The 17,383-nt window shown below is 49.7% G+C and carries 17 protein-coding genes and 1 pseudogene; 14 read left to right on the forward strand and 4 right to left on the reverse strand.

Translation table 11 applies throughout. The features are described from left to right. Positions 1–152 precede the first annotated feature (152 nt). Positions 153–464: a DUF3237 domain-containing protein gene (locus PuT2_RS15070; protein WP_093971821.1), complete on the reverse strand. Its 312-nt coding sequence runs from the start codon at positions 462–464 to the stop codon at positions 153–155. 379 nt (positions 465–843) lie between these two features. Between PuT2_RS15070 and PuT2_RS15075 the strand changes: the two genes are divergently transcribed. From PuT2_RS15075 to PuT2_RS15115, 8 genes are all read left to right on the forward strand, one after another. Further along, positions 844–1,845, forward strand: coding sequence for a rhodanese-related sulfurtransferase (locus tag PuT2_RS15075; protein ID WP_093971822.1), 1,002 nt, complete (start codon positions 844–846; stop codon positions 1,843–1,845). Then, on the forward strand, positions 1,842–2,627 hold the full coding sequence (locus PuT2_RS15080; protein WP_093971823.1) for a glutathione S-transferase: 786 nt from the start codon (positions 1,842–1,844) through the stop codon (positions 2,625–2,627). Before PuT2_RS15075 ends, PuT2_RS15080 begins: the two co-directional genes overlap by 4 nt. Before the next feature lie 600 nt (positions 2,628–3,227). Beyond that, positions 3,228–3,761, forward strand: coding sequence for a TRAP transporter small permease (locus PuT2_RS15090; RefSeq protein WP_093971825.1), 534 nt, complete (start codon positions 3,228–3,230; stop codon positions 3,759–3,761). A gap of 1 nt (position 3,762) precedes the next feature. Further along, the gene (locus PuT2_RS15095; RefSeq protein WP_093971826.1) at positions 3,763–5,079 is read left to right on the forward strand and encodes a TRAP transporter large permease; all 1,317 of its coding nucleotides are present in this window, start codon (positions 3,763–3,765) and stop codon (positions 5,077–5,079) included. A 145-nt stretch (positions 5,080–5,224) separates the two neighbouring features. Next, on the forward strand, positions 5,225–6,403 hold the full coding sequence (locus tag PuT2_RS15100) for an FAD-dependent monooxygenase (RefSeq protein WP_093971827.1): 1,179 nt from the start codon (positions 5,225–5,227) through the stop codon (positions 6,401–6,403). A gap of 27 nt (positions 6,404–6,430) precedes the next feature. Continuing rightward, entirely contained in the window at positions 6,431–7,465 is a 1,035-nt protein-coding gene (locus PuT2_RS15105; protein WP_093971828.1) for a TRAP transporter substrate-binding protein, read from the forward strand. A gap of 10 nt (positions 7,466–7,475) precedes the next feature. Continuing rightward, a complete protein-coding gene (locus PuT2_RS15110; protein ID WP_093971829.1) occupies positions 7,476–8,921 on the forward strand; it encodes an aldehyde dehydrogenase family protein in 1,446 nt (481 codons plus the stop codon). Between the two features lie 11 nt (positions 8,922–8,932). Further along, positions 8,933–9,685 carry an SDR family NAD(P)-dependent oxidoreductase gene (locus PuT2_RS15115; protein ID WP_093971830.1) on the forward strand — a complete coding sequence of 251 codons (753 nt, stop codon included), beginning with the start codon at positions 8,933–8,935 and terminating at the stop codon, positions 9,683–9,685. A gap of 20 nt (positions 9,686–9,705) precedes the next feature. Here the strand turns inward: PuT2_RS15115 and PuT2_RS15120 are convergent, their stop codons facing one another. Beyond that, positions 9,706–10,608, reverse strand: coding sequence for a helix-turn-helix domain-containing protein (locus PuT2_RS15120; protein WP_093971831.1), 903 nt, complete (start codon positions 10,606–10,608; stop codon positions 9,706–9,708). A 108-nt stretch (positions 10,609–10,716) separates the two neighbouring features. Between PuT2_RS15120 and PuT2_RS15125 the strand changes: the two genes are divergently transcribed. The 4 genes from PuT2_RS15125 (at position 10,717) to PuT2_RS15140 (ending at position 14,126) form a co-directional block, all read left to right on the forward strand. Next, positions 10,717–11,934 carry a cytochrome P450 gene (locus PuT2_RS15125; RefSeq protein WP_254047030.1) on the forward strand — a complete coding sequence of 406 codons (1,218 nt, stop codon included), beginning with the start codon at positions 10,717–10,719 and terminating at the stop codon, positions 11,932–11,934. A gap of 11 nt (positions 11,935–11,945) precedes the next feature. Next, on the forward strand, positions 11,946–12,269 hold the full coding sequence (locus tag PuT2_RS15130) for a 2Fe-2S iron-sulfur cluster-binding protein (RefSeq protein WP_093971833.1): 324 nt from the start codon (positions 11,946–11,948) through the stop codon (positions 12,267–12,269). A gap of 7 nt (positions 12,270–12,276) precedes the next feature. Next, positions 12,277–13,479, forward strand: coding sequence for an NAD(P)/FAD-dependent oxidoreductase (locus tag PuT2_RS15135; RefSeq protein WP_093971834.1), 1,203 nt, complete (start codon positions 12,277–12,279; stop codon positions 13,477–13,479). A gap of 182 nt (positions 13,480–13,661) precedes the next feature. Then, entirely contained in the window at positions 13,662–14,126 is a 465-nt protein-coding gene (locus PuT2_RS15140; RefSeq protein ID WP_093971835.1) for a MarR family winged helix-turn-helix transcriptional regulator, read from the forward strand. Positions 14,127–14,351: 225 nt separating this feature from the next. On the opposite strand, the pseudogene PuT2_RS15145 reads toward PuT2_RS15140, so the two are convergent. Then, positions 14,352–14,750: pseudogene (locus tag PuT2_RS15145) on the reverse strand (IS1634 family transposase); the annotation flags it as partial. A 43-nt stretch (positions 14,751–14,793) separates the two neighbouring features. Then, positions 14,794–16,341, reverse strand: coding sequence for a group II intron reverse transcriptase/maturase (gene ltrA / locus PuT2_RS15150; protein WP_216820828.1), 1,548 nt, complete (start codon positions 16,339–16,341; stop codon positions 14,794–14,796). A 389-nt stretch (positions 16,342–16,730) separates the two neighbouring features. Here ltrA and PuT2_RS15155 point away from each other — a divergent pair, with 389 nt between their 5' ends. Together PuT2_RS15155 and tnpB are read left to right on the forward strand one after the other, a co-directional pair. After that, on the forward strand, positions 16,731–17,096 hold the full coding sequence (locus tag PuT2_RS15155; RefSeq protein WP_093971838.1) for a hypothetical protein: 366 nt from the start codon (positions 16,731–16,733) through the stop codon (positions 17,094–17,096). Beyond that, a complete protein-coding gene (gene tnpB / locus PuT2_RS15160) occupies positions 17,096–17,287 on the forward strand; it encodes an IS66 family insertion sequence element accessory protein TnpB (protein ID WP_093971839.1) in 192 nt (63 codons plus the stop codon). The genes PuT2_RS15155 and tnpB overlap by 1 nt, the downstream gene beginning before the upstream one ends. Positions 17,288–17,383 lie beyond the last annotated feature (96 nt).

A 17,383-nucleotide genomic window follows, 5' to 3' on the forward strand; every position in this document is an offset into this window, starting at 1 on the left:
CTCAGCCAGCTGAACGTAGCTTTTGTCGCCTGAGCGGGTAATTTTGATGTACATGACGAAATATTAGCACGGCAGCCATTAGATGCCAATACATTAAATATATAAATTGCCAGTACAAATAGAGTTATTCAGAGTTTCAAGATCATTGATTTTTAAAGAAAACAGGCAAAGAAAAACCGCCCGAAGGCGGCAAACTGTCGAACTCTGGTGCCCTGGCCGGTCAGGTGAATGAGGGCGCCGCTGTCGGCTTGCATCAGGCAGCGCACTTCAAGCTCCATGACGCCGTCGTCACGCAGTGTTTGCCAGTCGCCGCCGCCATTGAGAATTTTTCCGCTGAGTTTTTCGCCTGCGAAGGTGCCGCCCAGAATGCGCACGATCCGCAGGTGGCCGGCGTCGCTTTTGCCAAAGTCCAGGATGTCGTCGAGTTGGGCGTGGATTTTGAAGAGGGGGTCGAGTTTGATCATGGGGCCTCCTTTATTCGAATAATGGGTCGGGTTATTTTTGTTGATGATAACGAGGTGTTCGTTGCAAGGGAAGGGGCTTGGCTGTTGTGGCGTTGTGTTGGCCCAGGGCAGGGTGCGGGGGACGGGGGTATGCCGGTTCCGGCCTCGCACGGCCCCTGCGGGGCTGCCCGCTGTCCGGGCCGGCGGCGGGGCGGGCGCTAAACTCGCGGGATCAGCCAGCCCCCGGCTGGCTGAAAGCGCCCCGCTCGGACACCGCGCCCTTGCCTCCCCGCCGTCAGCCCGGACAACGGTGTGCTCGAAGCCTGCACCGGCCTACCCCCGCCCCCCGCACCCGGGGTAAAATCAAGAATTGCGGTTCAACTTTTCCTTTTATATCGATATGGCTCAATTTCTGGTTGCTGCACTTTATAAATTCGTTCGTCTCGACAACTACCGTGAGATGCAGGCGCCGTTGCTTGAGGTGTGCCAGAAGAACGATGTCACGGGTACGCTGTTGCTGGCGCAGGAAGGTATCAACGGCACGATTGCCGGGCCCGAAGCCGGCATTCGGGCGGTGCTGGCCTGGCTGCATGCCGACCCGCGTCTGGCGACGCTAACGCACAAAGAATCGTGGGCCGACAAGCAGCCGTTTTATCGCATGAAGGTCAAGCTCAAGCGTGAAATCGTGACCATGGGTATTCCCAACGTCGAGGCCGAGACCCGTGCGGGGAAGTATGTCAAGCCTGAGGAGTGGAACCAGCTGATTACTGACCCTGATGTGGTCCTGGTTGATACGCGTAATGATTATGAGGTGGCCATTGGTACGTTCAAGGGGGCGGTCAACCCTGAAACGACATGTTTTACCCAGTTCCCTGAATGGGTCGAGGAACAGTCGGCCGAGGGCGGTGTGCTGCGTCAGAAGAAAAAAGTGGCCATGTTTTGCACGGGTGGCATCCGGTGCGAGAAGTCAACGGCGTATTTGCGGTCGCAGGGGTTTGACGAGGTCTATCACCTGGAAGGCGGTATTCTGAAGTACCTTGAAACCGTGCCCGAAGAACAAAGTCTCTGGGACGGCGAGTGTTTTGTGTTCGATGAGCGGGTTTCGGTGGTGCATGGCCTCGATCAGGGCAAATATGAACTGTGCCGCGCCTGCCGTTTCCCGCTTTCTGCTGAAGACAAGCAGTCGCCACATTTCGAGCAGGGCGTCAGCTGTCCGCATTGCCATGACAAGCACACAGACGAACAGAAGGCGCGTTACCGCGAGCGTCAAAGGCAAACCGAGCTGGCGCAACAGCGTCACGAGCGTCACATCGGTGCCCAACTCGAAGCCCAGAAGGCGGCCAAGGCTGCTGCCAAAGAAAAGGCCCGGCAGGCCGCGCTGGCGGGCCAGAAGGGTAAATGACGGGCAGGGTTTTGCCTTTGCCGGAATACGCCGGTCACGCCACGGCGCGGCCTGTGCTGTATTCGTTTCGACGTTGTCCGTACGCCATGCGCGCCCGTTTGGCCATCGCCGTCAGTGGTGTGCACTGTGAACTGCGTGAAATTGTCTTGCGCGACAAGCCTGCCGACATGTTGCAGGCATCGCCCAAGGGTACGGTACCGGTTCTGGTAGATACCGATGGCACCGTCATCGATCAGAGTCTCGACATCATGGTGTGGGCGTTGCGACAGTATGACCCGCAGGGGTGGTTGCGGCCTGGGGTGTTGGAAAGTGGTGCTGCGGTGACTGTTGGTGTTGGCGAGGCTGTAGCGATGGGTCGGGGCGATGCGGCAGCGCCCTGTACGCAGACTGACGTAGGGCTGCCCGGCATGCTGGCGCTGGTTCAGCAGTGCGATGTGTACTTCAAGCCGCATCTTGACCGTTATAAATACCCGCAACGTTACGAAAACGCCGGGCCTGCCGAGGTTCACCGGCAACTGGCGCTTGACTGGCTGCTGGGTCTTGACGCACGGCTGGCCAGGTCAGAATGGCTGTTTGGCTCACATCCGGTGCTTGCCGATATGGCGGTTGCACCGTTTGTGCGCCAATTCGCCAGCGTTGATGCCGAATGGTTTCAGGCACAGCCTGTGCCGGGTGTCCAACGCTGGTTGGCGGCATTTCTTTCTTTGCCGTTATTCGCTACGGTGATGCAGAAGTACCCCGTGTGGAAGGCCGGTGAAGCGGGGGTGTTGTTTCCGGGGTGAAGTGTTAGCAATTGTTTTGCTACTTAATGCACAAGGCTCAAAGCGCTTTTGGATATTCGAAGACCAAGTCTACGACAGCATCGTTCATGCATTCTCGGCTACTCGACTCGTTGAGTTGTGCGAACAGGTTAGCAATTACAACTGTGCCGTCCGCCAGGCTCTGCTGGTTACGAACCAAAGATTGCTGTTGCAAGTGTCCAGCACCATCATGCTGCAGCACATGACTAGAATTTTCTGTTGAGTCTCCTGCATCCTACGATAAAACGGGGCATGCTAAATGTTGGTACGTGACTGGTTGATAACAGGCTCAAAGGGTGGGTAGTGCTTCGAGTCTACAGCTGTCGTTTCGTGCTTGGTGACGCTTACCCCCTTGGTATCGTAGATTTTACTAAGGGTAATTACTACTGGTTTCAAAGGATTTGGATTTACTATAATTAGTTAGTACGCTAACTAAAACAATAAATAGATAAACAGGATGCAGTGCTGGGTGGTCTGCTTTCATCAGACGATTGATGGCTGGCATTGGGAAAACGAATGTAATTTTTAAGTCGAAATGTTCGTTTTTTGGTTTGTGAAGTCTTGCTGAAAAGAGGTTTATTCATGGGAACGTTCTTTGTAAAACAAGCAATTTTGCTTGCCAGATTATTCGCCTTAATAGGGGGGGTAGTGTTGTGCATGCTTATTATTATGAGTGTTGCAAGTATTATAGGAAGGGCTTTGGTGGGGTTTGGTTTGGCTCCTGTACCAGGAGATTATGAACTGGTAGAGATAGGTACAGCGTTGGCGATATTTTGTTTTTTACCTTGGTGTTACTTAAAAGGGGGGCATGCGACTGTTGATCTTATATATGCAGCTTTACCTTCAAAAATCAAATGGATTATTGATTCGGTAAATGAGTTGTTGATGCTGTTATTGTGGTTGGCATTGACATGGATGCTTTTTCAGGGTGCCTTGGATAAGCGCGAATTTTCTGAAACAACATTCACACTGCAAATGCCAATTTGGTGGGCATATGTGTGTTGTTTGATGGGCGCTATTGTTGGGTGCCTTGCATATATAAGTAAGACAATGGTGCAATTTGGCCTTGCAGAGTGGCCGAAAAACTGGAATGTAGAGGAAGAGCAAGGGTATTGAAATGACAGATATAGAACTCGCAGCATGGTCTTTTGTTGTTTTATTAGGTCTGATTTTTGCAAGAATACCAATAGGCTTGTCAATGGCATTTTGCGGCTTGCTCGGTGCCTATTTCATATATGGAAGTACCCTTCCGATTTTTAATCAATTAAAACAAGTAACCTACAGTACGTTTTCGAATTACAACTTGTCCATTATTCCGTTGTTTTTGTTAATGGGGCAATTTTCGGCTCTGGGTGGGCTATCTCAGGCTCTTTTCAAGTGTGCGGAGGGGTGGGTTGGTCACCGAAGAGGTGGCGTCGCAATTGCGGCAATAGGCGCATGTGCTGGCTTTGGTGCAATTTGTGGTTCATCTCTGGCTACGGCGGCAACAATGGGGCAGGTTGCTCTGCCCGAACTCAAGCGTGCAGGGTACTCTGGGGCATTATCTACGGCTACTCTTGCGGCAGGGGGTACGCTGGGGATTCTCATACCGCCGTCTGTTGTGCTGGTGGTATATGCGATTCTTGCCGAGCAGAATATTGCTAAATTGTTTCTAGCTGCATTCATTCCTGGTATTTTGGCAGCTATTGGTTACGCGATAGTAATATCGCTTTACGTCCGGTTTAACCCGGGAAGTGCCGGGGTTATTAAGCCCATGCCAATGCGTGATCGTTTGATGGCTACCGTTAATGTCTGGCCTGTTTTGTTAATATTTTTGGCAGTGGTTGGTGGGATTTATACTGGCACATTTACACCTACTGAAGGTGCTGCTGTTGGTGCATTTGGTACAGGTATAGCTGCTTGGTGGGCGGGTGGTTTGAATCTTAGGACGCTTGGTGCTTCAATTTACGGAACAGCAATTGCTACAGGGATGATTTATATGATTGTTCTGGGTGCAGGTTTATATAATTCCTTTCTTGCACTTTCACAGTTCCCCCAAGAGCTTGCGCAGTCAGTAATTGAGTTTGGAATGAGTCCATGGTTGGTGTTGATTGCTATTCTACTGGTCTATCTGGCACTTGGTTGCGTCATGGATTCACTGTCCATGATTTTGCTAACAATTCCAATTTTCTATCCGATTATCATTGGCCTAGATTTCGGTTTGACTCTTGAAGAAACGGCAATATGGTTTGGTATCTTGGTGCTAATTGTCGTGGAGGTTGGTCTTATTACTCCACCAGTTGGAATGAATCTTTTTGTAATTAATAATATGGCGAAAAATACACCAATATCCCAGACCTATCGTGCTGTCATCCCGTTTGTAGTCAGTGACTTGGTACGTACTGCGATTTTGGTTGCATTCCCAACAATAATTTTGTTTGTGCTTCGTATGTGAAGTGCTTATTGAAGTGGAGTGCTACGCATTGAGATGAACTATCTTAGGTAGTGAATAATCATATTTGTGTGCTGTACACCGTGATTAAGTGAATATTAAATTGCTTGATGAGTTAGTGCACTATCGTTGTGACGAGGAAAATTTTATGAAAGTAGTAATTATTGGTGGCGGAATCGGTGGTTTGGCGGCAGCCGCTTGTTTGCTGAAGCAAGGGCATCATGTGCGTGTTTACGAGCAGGCTCCGGAACTTGGCGAAATTGGTGCTGCTGTACAAATGAGTGCCAATGCAGTCAAAGTGCTTGATCATCTCGGTTTGCGTGAATACATGGAGAGTGTTGCCGTTAAACCAAAAGCTTTTGAGTTTCGACGATACGACGACGGGGAAATATTACATACCATTCCGCTTGGCGATTCACACGAGGCTCAGCATGGGGCACCGTATTATCAGGTACATCGTGTCGATTTGCATGTTGGGTTACTGCGTGTTGTCCTGTCACTGGACAAGGATGCCGTACGTCTCGGATGCCGTGCAGTTGAGATTTCAGAGACCGAGACAGGTGTGAATATCAAGTTTGAGGATGGAAGTGCCACACAGGCTGAGTTGCTGATTGGTGCCGACGGAATTAAGTCAGTGGTCCGTAAATATGTTATCGATACTGAACCACCAAAATTTACCGGCCAGGTTGCCTGGCGGATAAGTATTCCAACAGAACGGATCCCTCAGGAACTGCGTCCAGATGTGGTTTCCTCAATATGGTGTGGCCCAAAGAATCATGCGGTCATGTATTACATGCGATCAGGGACGTTGTTGAATTTTGTCGGTTGTGTTGAGCGACCATGGGAAGAAGAATCGTGGACTACAAAGAAACCATGGACTGAGCTTGACGAAGACTATCGAGGGTGGCATCCGATTGTACGCGCTGTTATTGATAATGTGGATCATGATCAGTGTTATCGCTGGGCATTAAATAACCGTGAGCCTGTTCTTGAATGGAGCACCAAGCGAATTACTCTTTTAGGAGATGCCGTGCACCCGACCTTGCCGTACATGGCACAGGGGGCAGCAATGGCTATTGAAGATGCTGCAGTTTTATCTCGTGTATTGGCATTGGATGTTGAACTCCCTGATGCATTGAAAACCTACCAAGAACTGCGGGCCCCTCGTACGGCAAGGGTTGTTCGTGAGTCTACGGAAATGGCTGATCTTTACCATATTTCAAATAAAGAGGAGATGAGGCGGGCTTTTAAAAATCGTAATCTTTCTGAATCCAGGAATGGGTGGTTGTATCCGTATGACCCAATGAATGTGACTTTAGTTAAATAGTTTTATTTATACAAAAAAGGAGTAGACATGAAGAAACTAATTATTGCTTTGTCAGCGTTGATGTCCCTTAGCGTTGCAGGTCAGTCGATTGCTGAGGTTGTTACTCTGCGTTTGCATAATCATTTACCCCCCAAGGCTTTAGCTCAGGTAGATGTAATTACTCCATGGATTGAAAAAGTGGAGCGTGAATCTGGCGGGAAAATCAAAATTCAGGTTTACCCGTCTATGCAACTGGGTGGCTCGCCAGCCCAGTTGATGGATCAGGTAAAAGATGGCGTCGTTGATATGACGTGGGTGAATATTGGTTATACCCCTGGCCGATACCCGGCTTCCGAGGTTTTCGAACTACCCTTCATGATCAAGTCTGCCGAAGGTGCAAGTAAAGCATTATGGGAATATTTTGAAACTAATAAGCTTGCCGATAGTGAATATCGACCATGGAAAATAATTGGTTTGAATGTGCACGATGCAGGTCAAATTCATATGGTCAACTCACCTATTACCAGCGTAGATGACTTTAAAGGGAAAAAACTGCGCGCTCCTTCTCGAGTAACTACCAAGATGATTGAGTCATTGGGTGCAACTGCGATTGGTATGCCAATTACTCAGGTTGGTGAATCCCTTTCCAAAGGTGTCGTCGAAGGTGCGATTTTGCCATGGGAAATCGTTCCGGCGATCCGTGCACATGAAATGGTTGGTTATCACACGGAAATTGATGCTGAAAACAAGGCGTTGTATACCGCTGTGTTTGTTTTTGCGATGAACAAGCAGAAGTACCAAAGCCTACCGCAAGAACTGAAGAAAGTAATTGACGAAAACAGTGGCTTTGCTTATGCGAGCCTTGCAGGAAAGGCCTGGGATAGATCTGTACCAAAAGCTCGTCAGCTTGCACTTGATCGCGGTAACAAGTTCAACAAAATTGAAGGTCCGGAGCTGGATAAGTGGAAAGCTGCTGCTGAAAAAGTTTCTAATGATTGGGTCGAAGAAGTAAATAAAAAAGGTATTAATGGTAAAGAGCTTATTGAATCAGCTAATCAGCTTTTGATTAAATACGACAATTGACAGGAAAGAAATGCATATCTCGAGAACATATATTAATGGTCAATTTTTAAATCCTGATCAGTCGAGTTTGATTGCTGAATGTTTTAATCCTGCAACCGGAGAGGCTGAGGCACGTTATGTGAGTGCATCGTTGCAAGATGTGGATGAGGCTGTCTGTGCTGCACGCAAGGCGTTTGAGACAACTCCTTGGTCACAATCCCCAAAACTCAGGTCGGATATGCTGCGTTTGTTTGCTGACCGGCTTGAGGCTTGTGCCCCTGAAATTTCTCAGGTGTTAGTTGCCCTGAATGGAAAATTGAAGCGAGAGGCAGATCAGGAGTTGAATGCATCGGTTTCTGAGCTAAGGTATTACTCGGGATTGGCGCGCAATATTTTTGGCCGGAATATTGAGATTGAGCCTGATAAATACTCTCTGATCGAGAAAGAGGCTGTCGGCGTCGCTGCTGTGGTCGTACCATGGAATGCGCCAGCTACCTTGCTTATTCGGTCGCTTGCTCCTGCACTTGCGGCTGGTTGTTCAGTTGTCATTAAGGCCGCGCATCAAACAGCGCAAGTGAATGAGATGATCATGAAGTGTCTCGTTCAGGATCAAAACTTGCCTTTGGGAGTTGTGAACTGGTTTACCGAACGGGGTTCGCAAGCCTCGCAGTATTTGTGCATGCATCCTGATGTCGACGTGGTTAGTTTCACCGGATCGACCCACGTCGGTAAGCTGATTGCTGAGTCGAGTGCAAAGCGTTTGGCTCGTTTGTCGCTCGAATTGGGTGGCAAGGCACCTGCTATTGTTTTGAAGGATGCCGATCTTGACAGGGCCGTTGCAGGTATCGTAGCAGGAGCTACCGTAATGGCCGGGCAAATGTGTACGGCCATTAGTCGCGTGCTCGTCCATGAGTCAATCAAAGATACAGTTTTAGACCGTATGGTTAGTGCGTTCAAGGGTCTGCGCGTCGGCCCAGGGGCCGATCCTGCCTCACAAATGGGGGCCCTGATAGACAAGGCAAGCCAAAGTCGGCTATTGCGTGAAATTGACGAGGCAAAGCAGTCAGCCGAGCTATTGCTTGAGGGGCAAATTCCTGCTGATATGCCCGAGGCGTCGTCATTCCTTTCCCCATCGATCATTGCTGCTCAGGATCTGGACAGCCATTTCATTCAGGAGGAGTTGTTTGGTCCGATAGTGACGTTCGAAACATACTCTGATATTGATGAAGCAGTGGCGCGTTCAAATGCTACTCGATATGGCTTGGCATCATCAATCTGGGCTACCGATTATCGAATAGCCAGATATATGGCGCGACGACTCAAATTTGGTAATGTTTGGATTAATGCGCATAACCGCTTGTTCGCCGAGGTGGAAACAGGTGGATATAAGGAAAGCGGCGTTGGTCGTTTACATGGTGTAGATGGTCTTCTGGACTTTATCGAAACCAAGCATGTTTACATTGATACGACTCATTAACAGGTAAGAAAATGGACAATACAAATGATGTCATCATTGTTACAGGAGCAGCCCGTGGCATTGGCTTTGCGTTTGCCGAGCGATTAGCTCAGGATGGCTATACAGCAGTAATTTTTGATCTGGCCGGAGCCGAAGATGCGGCAGCCAGAATCAGAGCTGCTGGTGGTAAATCTTACGGCTACAGTGGAAGTGTTACTTCGGAACAGGATTGGGACTCAATGCTTGCTGAATTGTCAGTCAAGAATGTAAAAATTCGTGGCTTGGTAAATAACGCAGCATTATTTGCCAGCCTTGAAATGCAGCCTTTCATGGATGTAGATCGGGAAACCTGGATGAAGGTAATGGAAGTTAATACCTATGGCCCCTTTCTGGCTGTGCAGAAAGTTACCCCTTTCATGAAGGAAGAAGGAGGGGCGATTGTCAATATTTCCTCTACTTCCCCTTTAAAGGGTGTCACTGGTATGCCACATTACGTTGTGAGCAAAGGTGCGGTCCTTGCCTTGACGAAAAGCCTTGCGCGGGAACTTGGCGAACACGGAATTCGGGTCAATACAATTGCTCCGGGTTTTACACTCAGCGACGGCATTATGCTCAATACGGAACATGTGAACAAGTTTCGTGATATTGGCAAGGCTGCGCGATCAATCAAGCGAGATCAGCAACCGGCAGATCTGGTGGGTGCTTTATCGTTCTTGATTGGGCCAGACTCAGGCTTTATCACTGGCCAAACTCTGGTGGTTGATGGGGGAGCCTACTTCGTTTAGTTGTTGCAGATGACAGTTCACTAAATTGGTTGTCTGGTTTTTTTTCTGAACTCCAGAGGCGTTAGGCCGGTCTTTTTTTTGAACTGTCGACAGAAATAAGGTACGTCGGAAAATCCTGATATTTGAGAAATCCTATCAACTGATGAGTTAGTGTTTGCAAGTAACTGACAGGCCTCTTTTATGCGACGGTCAAGTATGACCTGTATCGGGGATTTGTTTAGGTTCAGTTTTGTAGTTCTTATCAGTTTGTCTTTTGATATCTCAAGGCTTACTGCGTATTCAAATATTTTCATTTCTGTTTTGAAATGTTTTTCAACCAAAAGAAGAAAGTCTGTAATTTTTTTGTCGCTATTTTTTCCTGTGTGTGGCGTTGATATGTTAGTTTTCGGGTGGCGTGCAATTATCAGGCAGATGACTTGTGCCAGCCTGGATGTGATAAAGCTCTCCGCGTCTTTCAGTCTCGATAATTCAGCTGACAAAATTTGAAAGCAATTGTTCAGTCCAAAAAGATCATTACTTTCATGAGCTATTTTTGTTACGGCAGGAGCCATGAAAAGATTTTCAAAAATGGAGCTTGTTGTTTTGCTTTCCGGAAAAATGAATATGTCATGACTAACGGTAAGAACGCTTCCGGTCGCTTCGTTATTTGTCTGGAAAGAGTGTGAGTGAAGAGCAGGAACAATGATTGCGGATGGAGAGTTTATTAAAAAGTCTATGCCATCGAGTTGTGCATTGATTGTGCCTGACGCCAGCCAAATAATTTGGTTCAGATTTTGATGGATATGGGTCTGTATTTCCCAGTTGTAGGTGTTGCTTCGTGACTTTATCGACTCTATGTGTATGAAAAATGGGTGGCTTTCCGGTGGCTCACCATAAAGTCCGAAGGTTGGTGCGCGGGTGATTGTTGGTTTTTTTGAAACCATTTAGTTTGTGTGCTACTCTTTGCAATAAAAATTCAATTATATTGCAAATTTTATTCAATTTATCTTAATTTTTGCGTTTAAAGTATCAATGCAGGTTAAGAGTGATATTTGAGTTTCTTGTCACCTGAGGACTTGTTTTCGCAATGTTTTGGAGAAATAAAAATGTTTGTTTTTGATCCTTACGATCCCTTGGTCGATTCGAATCCATTTCCCTTATACAAAATACTTCGGGACGACCATCCGTGCCACTGGAGTCCGGCGGGCAATATGTGGTTTTTGTCTCGTTATTCAGACGTGCTGACCGCCGCAAATGATTGGGAAACGTATTCTTCTACGAAAGGTAACTTGCTGGCCGAGTTGCCAAACCGTACTGGAGCTACGTTGGGTACAACTGATCCTCCAAGACATGATCGTTTGCGTAGTTTGGTTCAGCATGCTTTTTTGAGGCGCAATCTTACGGCCCTTACCGAGCCATTGCGTGAAATAGCGCGAAACGCTGTTAAAAAGTTCGAGGGCCGTAAAGAGTTTGATTTCAATCGTGAATTCTCAACAGCGATGACAATCAAGACGCTCGAACTGATTATTGGTCTTCCACCATCAGACGAGGACTTTCTTCGTAAACAGGCCATGTTATGTGTGCAGACTGACCCGGTGGTCAGGGGCAAGACTCAGGAGCATCAAGATGCTTTTAGATGGATCAATGAGTTTGCGCAGTCAGTGATTGAGGACCGCCGGGCGAATCCAAAAGATGACCTTATTTCGCAATTTAGTATTGCTGAAATCGACGGTGATCGACTTGATGAGCGGGAGGTAATTATGACGACAACCATGTTGATCGTTGCTGGTGCTGAATCCATGGGGGCTTTCATGAGTCTCGTTGCGATGAATCTTGCTGACCATCCTGAAGCGCGGAGTCGTGTCGTCGCCAATCCAGAGTTGTTACCCGATGCAATCGAAGAGTCGTTGCGGTTTAACACGTCAGCACAACGGATGAAACGAGTTTTGACCCGTGATGTCGAGTTGCATGGACAGTTAATGAAAGCGGGTGATTACGTCTGTCTGACATACGGGGCAGCCAATAGGGATGAGCGTCAGTTCCCGAATCCTGATGTTTATGATATCGATCGCAAACCACGTGGTCATTTGGGGTTTGGTGGCGGTGTTCATGCTTGTCTCGGAGCGATCATGGCACGCCAGGCAATCCGTATTGCCTTCGAAGAGTTTCACAAGGCCTTTCCGTGCTACCGGCGTGTTGAGCACGACTTGCCATGGATGTCGTCAACTAACTTCCGCAGCCCACTTTCACTCAAACTTGCCATCGATTGAGAGGATAAATTATGACAATCATTACCTATGTTGACGCTTCAGGTCATTCCAGCACTGTTGACTTGCCCGATGGGTGGACCCTCATGCAAGGCGCTGTTACCAATGGTATTGAGGGTGTTCTGGGCGAGTGTGGAGGGTCGTGTGCCTGTGCGACCTGTCATTGTTATATCGAACAGGATCGTTTGGGCGAGCTCCCGGTAATGTCGTCTGTAGAAAACGATATGCTTGACCAAGTTGCCGCGCAGCGCCAGATGAACAGCCGTCTTGCGTGCCAGATAAAAATTGGCCCGCACTTGCAAGGGTTGCGTGTCGAATTGCCCAGCGTGCAAGAGTAGGTTTGATATGGAATCTCAAGCTGCTGAACAGGGTCGTGTTGTTATTGTCGGTGCGGGTCAGGCTGGAATTGTTGTGGCTGAGTCCCTTCGTGGCGGAGGCTATGCGGGCCAAATCGTCATTATGTGTGATGAAGGCGTAGCTCCCTATCATCGGCCACCATTGTCCAAAGCCTGGCTTGCCGGCGAACTGGCCAGAGGCCAATTGTTGATGCGGTCACCCGAAGCTTTTCAGCGCAAAGGCATTGACTTGCGTATCGGGGTTAAGGTAGTTGACATTAATGCCGTGTCGCGTCAGGTAGAGATGGCTGATGGAAATACATTGGCTTATGACATCTTGGTTATTGCAACTGGGGCATCACCTCGCGTTTTGAACTTGCCCGGGGTTAAAGCACAAGGTGTTCATGTTTTACGCTCAATAGATGATGCCGAATCTATTGCTGACAGCCTTGGCTTTTGCGCGACACATGATTTGCCCGTAGTTGTCATTGGTGGTGGCTTTATCGGTTTGGAAGTCGCATCTACGGCGCGTATGAAAGGGCTGAGGGTGACTGTGCTGGAAGCAGCGTCCAGGTTATTGGGGCGTGTTCTTGCGCCAGTATTGTCCGACTGGTACGCTGACCTGCATAGGTCACATGGCGTGAGTCTGATGCTCGGTGCCCGGCCAAAATCGATCGATATCGGTGCAGAGGGTCGAGTACAGGCTGTTACCCTTGAGGATGGCTCGCAAGTCCTCGCAGGGATGGTGGTATTGGGAGTGGGTGTTATTGCTAATGATGGTCTTGCTAAAGCTGCCGGGCTTACGTGTGATGCCGGGATCGTTGTTGATGACGCGGGTCGAACTAGTTATTCAGGTATTTATGCTGCCGGTGATTGCACCGTTCGGTATTTATCTGATGGCACTCCACTTCGGCTCGAGTCCGTTCAAGGGGCAACGGAGCAAGCGCGATGTGTGGCATCTACAGTGCTTGGTAAGCCTCGGGAAGTAGCATGTGCACCATGGTTCTGGAGCGATCAATACGACAAGAAGCTGCAGATAGCCGGGCTTTCTCATGGAGCAAATCGATGGGTTGTCCATGGTGATATGTTTGAAGAAAGCTTTAGTGTCGAACATTACTGTGATGACCAGTTGCTTGCAATTGATACGATTAATTCGGCCAAAGAGCACTTGGCTGCACGTAAGCGACTTGAGGCTGAGCTGCAGAATCGTTAATGTTAAGGAAGCTATGCCATAGCCTGGCTGATTTAGGCCCTCATCGGGGATTCGATTCATTTGTCACGGGTATTTTTCAGTTGAATATAATAGTAGGATCCTTGATTTACATGGGGAGCTCAGACGCGGATCAAGCATTTTGGGTTTTGTATGGTTCAGGTGTAACTTCCGATTAGGTCTTCATGTTAGAAAAACTCTATGGCCGCCCCGGCTTCTTGCTTAGACGAGCCCATCAGATATCCGTTGCATTGTTTGAGCACAGCTGTAAAGAGCTTAGCCTTACACCAGCGCAGTTTGGTGTTTTATATGTGGTTAATCGCGTATCACCGATTGACCAAGCTACTTTGTCAAGGTGTTTGGGTTTTGACAAGGTAACAACCCTGCATGTGGTGCGTGTGCTCGAAAATAGGGGGTTGTTGTCGCGTAGTCAAAGCATTAAAGACGCCCGCAAACTTGATATTGAACTAACCTCTGATGGGCAGGCTATTTTCGAAAAAGCGATGCCATTGGCGGTGCAGGCGGCAACCCAATTGTTGAAACCTCTAACGCCCGATCAGCAAGAAGTTTTTCTCGAGTTATTGGGCGTTATTTGCTCAGATCTTGAGGGTTTTGCCCGGGCACCTTTAGATCGGCGAGTCATGTCTTAGGGGGCCGTTGGTTCCCTGCTGAGGTAGTAGGTTATCTGTTTTGCTCTTGTAAGCCAACGCAGGTGTCATCGCCAGGCACGCGTTGGCTTTTCAGGTTTGGCTTATTTGATTCCTCCCGGACCTACCCCATCCATCCGTCGTCATCAAGAATCGTGCGAACACCCGAGTTCGACAGTTAAAAGCGTAAGCCGTTGATTTATATAGCACCCGCTTAAAAACGCTCCACTACAAATTGAGGTATTGGATGTCGGCTGTTGGTTTCTTAACGTGTAGACTTGACAGTATTGCTGCCTGCTCACTGTCGATTGTCGACAGCCCCTTGACGGGCTCATGGCCTTCAAAGGCCACCTGATGGGTCTGAATTCGGCGCAGCAGCCATAGTGCCCTGTCGGGCGATCCGACGTCGGGCACGGGTGTCTCTCGTAGTCTGGCCCGCATGACTCGGGCCAGCATCAAGGCGATAAAGCAAATATAAGCATGAGCCCGGATGCGATCGGGCAGTCGATGGTAGACCGGCCCGATCTCAATGTCCGACTTGAGCATCTTGAAGCCGCGTTCGATATCGGCCAATGATTTGTAGCGCGCGATGACCTCAGCGGCCGTCAAGTCGGTCGCGGTAGGAACACCGGTTCCCCGGTGCCCCCCGCACAGATCCGTACGTGCGGAATTACCGCATACGGCTCCTGCCTTGGGTTGTGACGTCAAAACGAGCCGAGGGATAGGGATGCTTCGGAGCGTGTCGCGGGTACAGCAGGTAACGACGAGCGATCATTTTCAGTCTCTCCCACGTCATTCGGTGCCGCTGACTCCGGCGCCTGAGCGCGTGTAGCCATCGTCGACAAACTTCTTGGTAGAACTGATCCAGTCGCTTTTCGTTACCGGGCACATTGAAGTAAGCAAAGTAGCCGCGCACCACTTGGCCAAGCCATTTACCAATCGCGGGGACGGATTCATGGCGACGACGTAGCAATGTCTGACCTACTGCTTTCAAAGTGGCACGCATTCGCTTCTTGACGGTGAGGCGTTTGACCTCGAAGAAGCCCTTCTTATTTTTACCACAAATGTGAGTAAAACCAAGAAAGTCAAACGTCTTGGGTTTGCCTTCACCGCGCTTGAGACAGTCTTCGACAGCGTACCGTCCAAACCGTATCAATCGGGTTTTGGCAACATTCAGTTCCAGACCGAACTGACCAAGGCGTTTCGCAAGTGCCTTCAGGAACTGCCGGGCTTCTGACTCGTAAGCGAACCCCATCACGCTGTCGTCCGCGTAGCGCACAACGATGACATCACCCTTGGCAATCCGCCTGCGCCATTTTGCAACCCAGAGGTCATACACATAGTGCAGGTAAATGTTTGCCAATACCGGTGATATAACAGCCCCTTGGGGGCATCCGCGCTCAGACGGAATACGGCGACCCTCTTCAAATACACCTGCCACAAGCCATTTACGAACCAGTCTCAGAAGACGTCGGTCCGCAATCCGATGCTCAAGGAAACGCATCATCCATTCATGATCAATCATGTCGAAGAATGCACGGATATCTGCATCCAGCACCCACCTCACCTGACGTGTCTGTAGCCCAACCGTCAGTGCATCCAAGGCGTCGTGCTGGCCCTTGCCCTGTCTGAATCCATAAGAGAACCCCATGAAGTCCTGCTCGTAAATTGCATTCAGCAGCTGAGATACCGCATGCTGAACCAGCCGATCTTCCAGAGCTGCGATCCCAAGCGGTCGTTGACTGCCATCCGCTTTGGGAATGTAAACTCGCCGGGAAGCTGTTGCCCGATACCGTCCGGCATGTATTTCATCATGCAGCTCGGGTAGTCGGGTGGACAGCCCCCGCTCATACTCTGCCCACGTCATCCGATCAATACCTGTTGCAGCCTGCCTGTTGAGGGCATAGAAGCTCTCGTATAGTCGCTCCACAGTCAAGTGGTGCATCAGTGACGTGAACCGGACACGCTTATCCCTGCGTGCCGCTTGACGTATGCCTTCCAGAGACATCGACGCACTTACCCGGCCCTGAGTCCGGCGTGCGGGTTCCTGGTTGGCATTTCCCTTGGCTACTCCCCTTTTCTCCACCGCCTCCGCAGGTTTCCCTTTGTTCGGCAGCTTCTTCGATACTACGGGAGTATCCGACTTCTCATCAACGTAGACGGCAGGATTACGGTTTATGACCTTGCCTGCCCCGTCCGGTACCACATGATCGGACATTGATGAGACCTCCCAGTTTCCGTGTGAGTGACTTCCCAGCGTGCTCAGGGTCTGCGACCGCGCGGGACGCGAACATGGCTTGCACTTGTCGTCATGTTCACTGTGGCCTTCCGCTTCGCATAACAGCGTCGGCGTCCCGGATTTATGATTTCGCGGCTCTATGGCTGGCCCGCAGGTTTCCCCTGTCAACACTTCACCGACCACCTCACGGTGGCCAGCGCATGACTCGGGGTTAGGATGATGTGCCATTCTTTCCTATATCGGACTTTCACCGACTATCAACTCACCAGCTTTGACTGGCGTACTACGCGCTCCATTTCCCCCATCCTTGTTGACATTGCTGGCCTGGGGCATCGTATCGGCTTCGCTTGTTTTTCGTGGAGTCACCGATGTCAACAACCAGAGGGCCGGGTCAGGCCTGGTGGGAATTTCATTTGAATGCCATTGCCCGTGAGGGCATTGCGGTCAAGGCCTATGCCCGGCGTGAGGGGCTTGATGAGTCGAGCCTTTATTATTGGCGCCGACGCCTGCGCGCACAAATCCAGGGACCACAACCACTGGCGCTTGAGCACTCGAATGGTGCGCCACCGCCGTCAGCACGTTTTGTTTCTGTCTGCGTCAATACCGTACGTGACGCTACCAACTCTCACTCTGTCCTGATACTGGGATCGGGTCTGCGCCTGGAGTTGTCGTCCCTGCCCAGCCCTCAGTGGCTGGCCCAGGTCAGTCTGGCCCTGACCGCACAGGTGCGCTGATGCACCCGGGCGCCTCTATCAGTCAGGTCTACCTGTGCTGCGTGCCGGTCGACTTCAGAAAACAAATTGATGGCCTGGCGGCCCTGGTTCAGGCCGAATTGTCGTTGAACGTCTTTGGCGATGCGCTGTTCGTGTTTGCCAACCGCCAACGCACGGGTAATCCTCCCATTTTTAGCAGTAAGCGGCAGTAGAATTGTTTAAATATTTACTGGCTAATTTCTGTCGTGGAGTAATGCCGCCCAGCGCCATGTTCGGCCTTTCATTGTTGCGTATTTCGGCGAACGTGA

Source organism: Pusillimonas sp. T2 (assembly GCF_002236805.1).
Classification (GTDB): domain Bacteria; phylum Pseudomonadota; class Gammaproteobacteria; order Burkholderiales; family Burkholderiaceae_B; genus Neopusillimonas.

Coding starts and splice junctions, on each gene's coding strand:
- PuT2_RS15070 (WP_093971821.1), bottom strand. CDS start 464: ATGATCAAACTCGACCCCCTCTTCAAAATCCACGCCCAACTCGACGAC.
- PuT2_RS15075 (WP_093971822.1), top strand. CDS start 844: ATGGCTCAATTTCTGGTTGCTGCACTTTATAAATTCGTTCGTCTCGAC.
- PuT2_RS15080 (WP_093971823.1), top strand. CDS start 1,842: ATGACGGGCAGGGTTTTGCCTTTGCCGGAATACGCCGGTCACGCCACG.
- PuT2_RS15090 (WP_093971825.1), top strand. CDS start 3,228: ATGGGAACGTTCTTTGTAAAACAAGCAATTTTGCTTGCCAGATTATTC.
- PuT2_RS15095 (WP_093971826.1), top strand. CDS start 3,763: ATGACAGATATAGAACTCGCAGCATGGTCTTTTGTTGTTTTATTAGGT.
- PuT2_RS15100 (WP_093971827.1), top strand. CDS start 5,225: ATGAAAGTAGTAATTATTGGTGGCGGAATCGGTGGTTTGGCGGCAGCC.
- PuT2_RS15105 (WP_093971828.1), top strand. CDS start 6,431: ATGAAGAAACTAATTATTGCTTTGTCAGCGTTGATGTCCCTTAGCGTT.
- PuT2_RS15110 (WP_093971829.1), top strand. CDS start 7,476: ATGCATATCTCGAGAACATATATTAATGGTCAATTTTTAAATCCTGAT.
- PuT2_RS15115 (WP_093971830.1), top strand. CDS start 8,933: ATGGACAATACAAATGATGTCATCATTGTTACAGGAGCAGCCCGTGGC.
- PuT2_RS15120 (WP_093971831.1), bottom strand. CDS start 10,608: ATGGTTTCAAAAAAACCAACAATCACCCGCGCACCAACCTTCGGACTT.
- PuT2_RS15130 (WP_093971833.1), top strand. CDS start 11,946: ATGACAATCATTACCTATGTTGACGCTTCAGGTCATTCCAGCACTGTT.
- PuT2_RS15135 (WP_093971834.1), top strand. CDS start 12,277: ATGGAATCTCAAGCTGCTGAACAGGGTCGTGTTGTTATTGTCGGTGCG.
- PuT2_RS15140 (WP_093971835.1), top strand. CDS start 13,662: ATGTTAGAAAAACTCTATGGCCGCCCCGGCTTCTTGCTTAGACGAGCC.
- ltrA (WP_216820828.1), bottom strand. CDS start 16,341: ATGTCCGATCATGTGGTACCGGACGGGGCAGGCAAGGTCATAAACCGT.
- PuT2_RS15155 (WP_093971838.1), top strand. CDS start 16,731: ATGTCAACAACCAGAGGGCCGGGTCAGGCCTGGTGGGAATTTCATTTG.
- tnpB (WP_093971839.1), top strand. CDS start 17,096: ATGCACCCGGGCGCCTCTATCAGTCAGGTCTACCTGTGCTGCGTGCCG.